Raw genomic sequence first — 3,592 nt, 5'->3', positions numbered from 1 at the left:
TGCAATGGCTGGGTGGCATCGGTATCATCGTTGTTGCGATGGTGTTTCTGCCCGAGCTGCGCGTCGGCGGAATGCAGATTTTCCGCACCGAGGCCTTTGATACTTTCGGAAAAATCCTGCCCCGCGCGACCGAGATCGCAAGCCGTATCTCGGTCATATACGTCGCTCTGACGCTAATCTGTGCACTAGCTTATATCGCCTCGGGCATGGGCGCCTTCGATGCCACGGTGCATGCGATGACCACCATCGCGACCGGGGGCTTTGCGAATTACGATTCATCCTTTGCGGCCTTTGGGCCTGCGCCATCCTATGTCGCAACCCTGTTCATGATCCTTGCGGCGCTGCCTTTCGTGCGCTTCGTGCAGCTGAGCGCGGGCACCGCACGCCCCTTGCTGCAGGACAGGCAGATCCACGTCTTCCTGGCGACGGCCTTCGTCATCGTGGCACTCATCGCCGGGTGGAACCTGTTGCAACAAAATGCGGTGAATGAAGGGGCTGTGCGCGCAGCCCTGTTCAACACCGTGTCGCTGATGACGGGTACGGGCTATGCCAACGCAGATTACGGGCAGTGGGGCAGTTTCGCGGTTGCGGTGCTTTTCTTCACCGGCCTGATCGGCGGGTGTGCGGGCTCAACCGCCTGTTCGATCAAGGTGTTCCGCTATCAACTGTTGTTCGCGTCTATCAAGGCGCAACTTCAAAAGACGCGCAGCCCGCATGGCATCTTCACGCCGCGCTATGCGGGGCGACCGGTGGGCGATGATGTCCTGAACTCGGTCATGTCCTTCTTCATGTTTTTCGTCGTGACATTGGGTATCCTGTCAGTGGCATTGGCCATGACCGGCCTCGACTTTGTTACGGCCCTCTCCGGTGCTGCCACGGCCCTTGCGAATATCGGCCCGGGGTTCGGAGAACAGATCGGCCCATCGGGGAATTTCGCAGGTCTCAACGATACCGCCAAATGGCTGCTGGCCGCCGCGATGCTGATCGGGCGGCTGGAGCTTATGGCCGTTTACGTCATCTTTACCATTCAATTCTGGAGAGCCTGATGGCCCAAACGCGACCCCTTGGCGCGCAAATTTCGCACATGCTCAAAGACCGCGGCGTCGATGTGATCTTTGGCATCCCGGGGGTGCACAATCAGGAAATGTACCGCGGGATCGAAGAGGCGGGGATCACCCACGTGCTGGCACGGCATGAACAAGGGGCCGGGTTCATGGCCGATGGCTATGCGAGGGCCACGGGCAAGCCGGGAGTGGCCTATGTGATCACTGGCCCAGGGCTGTGCAATATCATGACACCGATGGGGCAGGCCTACTCGGATTCGGTGCCGATGCTGGTGATCTCATCCTGTCTTGATGAGACGGCTGCCACAAAAGGCCAATTGCACCAGATGAAAGACCAGCGCGCAGCGGCAGAAACGGTGTGCGATTGGTCGGAGGAGGCGCGTACTGCAGAGGCAACCTATGCGCTGATTGATCGTGCACTCCTTGAGTTTGAAACCAGGCGTGCACGCCCGAAGTGCTTGCAAGTCTCCATCGGATTGCTTGAGGCACCAGCCCCGGAACCTTTCCAAGAGGTTGAGATTGAGCCTTATCGCACCGATGATGAGGCAGCCGCTGAAATACTTATGACCTACCTCAGCGACGCGAAGGCACCAATCTTTATCTTCGGTGGCGGGGTGCAGACTGGCCTTGCACCGGCCGTGGCAGAAGCGGCTGGTGCGGCCAGTTTCACCACCTATACTGCGCGCGGATTGATGGCTGGCCACCAGTTGAATTTTGGAGCGTCGCTTGCCAGACCAAGCAGTGTTGATGTGCTTGCGAAAGCGGATGTGGTCATTGCCATCGGCACCGAGTTGGCAGAAGTAGATTTGTGGCGCAGAGATTTGGGCCATACCGCGACGCTCATTCGTGTAGATATCGACCCGGTCGTGTTAAGCGACAATCAACGAGCGGATATCTGCATTCAGGCGCGTGCGGATGACGTGCTGACCAGCCTCGCTGAAATGCTTGAGCATCATCAGTCAGCGACCCGATGGCGTGCGGATGAAGTTGCCGCGCAGCGTGCCCGCTGGCGCGCCGAGGTTGACGCCGAACGTCCCGGTATCGTCCCAGTCTGCGACGCTCTGCGCGACTGCCTGCCCAAAGGTACGATGATCTATTCCGACATGACCCAATTTGCTTACACTGCGAAAGAGGTCTGGGACATGGATGAACCCGGTCACTGGCATCATCCCACGGGCTTTGGAACACTCGGCTACGCCACACCGGCCGCCATTGGCGGCGCCGTCGCTCGCAACGGTTTGCCCACAATAGCTATCATCGGAGACTACGGCTTCCACTACACGATGCAGGAACTGGGCGTCGCGGTCGAATTGGGTCTGTCACTGCCGATCATCCTCTGGGACAATGGCAAGCTCAAGGAGATCGAGGAAAGCATGGTGCGGGCCCAGATCGCGCCCAACGCCGTGGTCGCTCGCAACCCCGATTTCTGTAAGCTGGCGGAAGCGTTCGGGGCCTACGCAGCCGCCCCGCAAAATCTGCAAGAGATGCAGGACACCGTCCGCGCTGCATTTGACACTGATGGCCCAACCCTGATCTACCTGACGCCCGAGATCTCCGGGTAAGGCGCACTTGTGGTGCGCCCACCAAACTACATCTTGGAACCTTGCGCGCGGTATATCCCGCCCCACGTGGTGCCTGAGATATAGGCCGGACACCCCTTTTTGCGGGTGTTGACGATTAAAAACCACATCGTTTCGCCGGGACGCCCCGCGCGGCTGTATTCGCAACCCAACGGATGGGTCCACCACTGGCCCTGATACGAGGGTGAGGGTTTGACGACCGCAGTGCTTGCCGTCGCAGTGCTGGCGGTTCCAGCCAGGACGATTGCGGCAGGCACTGCGATGGACTTGAAGAAGGGTTTGAACATGACACACTCCGATCACTGAATAAGGTACAGCGCTCCCACGCCTTGGCCTTAACCTGTGTTCATGCCTGTTAACGCAGTCCTAACGACCGCCGGCGAAGTGTGTTCGATTTGATTGAAACCCTTGTCAGTCCCAGCAGCTGACCAGCACGGTCATGCCGGTTGCAGCAGCAGACAGATCAACCGGATCAATCGGGGCAGCGCTGTTTGTGCTGGCCGCAGCCAATCCTGCCTGGGCAAGCACGCCCTGCAGCGCCTCCCGATCCAGTGCAAAGCGGACACCATCGGGCAGAGCACGACCACCTTGATCCTGCGGCAAAAGCATCCCCAAAACGCCGCCACCGGCGTCCAAAACAGGGCCACCCACGTCGCCCGGCAGAGTGTTCATGGCAAGGCGGGACAAGTTTGGTTCACCGCCCAGACCACGTACATCACTGAGCGTGCCAAATGTCATGGACGGGGCACCCAGAACGCCCTCAAAGCTGAAACCGGCCGCAGCCACTTCCGACTGCAGGCGTGGTTTTGTATCGCTGAAACGCGCGATCGCCAACGGGGCGAGGGTCGATGTGGGTTTCAAAACGGCAACGCCAAGCGTTTCATCTACTACGCTAACCTCGGCATCGGTTTCTGAATCGACGGTCACGCGGGTACAGCTGTCCACGGC

4 protein-coding genes are annotated in these 3,592 nt (G+C 59.4%); 2 read left to right on the top strand and 2 right to left on the bottom strand.

What is annotated here, in order from left to right:
- Window positions 1-1,046 (top strand): TrkH family potassium uptake protein (locus AC6RA8_RS21295; protein WP_500355684.1); only part of this gene is annotated, 1,046 nt, incomplete at its 5' end.
- 38 nt (window positions 1,047-1,084) lie between these two features.
- Window positions 1,085-2,626: a thiamine pyrophosphate-binding protein gene (locus AC6RA8_RS21290; RefSeq protein ID WP_500355682.1), complete on the top strand. Its 1,542-nt coding sequence runs from the start codon at window positions 1,085-1,087 to the stop codon at window positions 2,624-2,626.
- A gap of 26 nt (window positions 2,627-2,652) precedes the next feature.
- Here AC6RA8_RS21290 and AC6RA8_RS21285 read toward each other — a convergent pair whose 3' ends face one another.
- Both AC6RA8_RS21285 and AC6RA8_RS21280 read right to left on the bottom strand, forming a co-directional pair.
- Window positions 2,653-2,931, bottom strand: coding sequence for a hypothetical protein (locus tag AC6RA8_RS21285; RefSeq protein ID WP_500355680.1), 279 nt, complete (start codon window positions 2,929-2,931; stop codon window positions 2,653-2,655).
- A gap of 124 nt (window positions 2,932-3,055) precedes the next feature.
- Window positions 3,056-3,592 (bottom strand): S1 family peptidase (locus AC6RA8_RS21280; protein WP_500355678.1); only part of this gene is annotated, 537 nt, incomplete at its 5' end.

The organism is Tateyamaria sp. (assembly GCF_059783535.1).
This window is presented reverse-complemented; position numbering and strand designations above follow the sequence as displayed.

What these genes read in the sequence shown, in the direction of transcription:
- AC6RA8_RS21290 (WP_500355682.1), top strand. Translation starts at nt 1,085, where the DNA reads ATGCTCAAAGACCGCGGCGTCGATGTGATCTTTGGCATCCCGGGGGTG.
- AC6RA8_RS21285 (WP_500355680.1), bottom strand. Translation starts at nt 2,931, where the DNA reads ATGTTCAAACCCTTCTTCAAGTCCATCGCAGTGCCTGCCGCAATCGTC.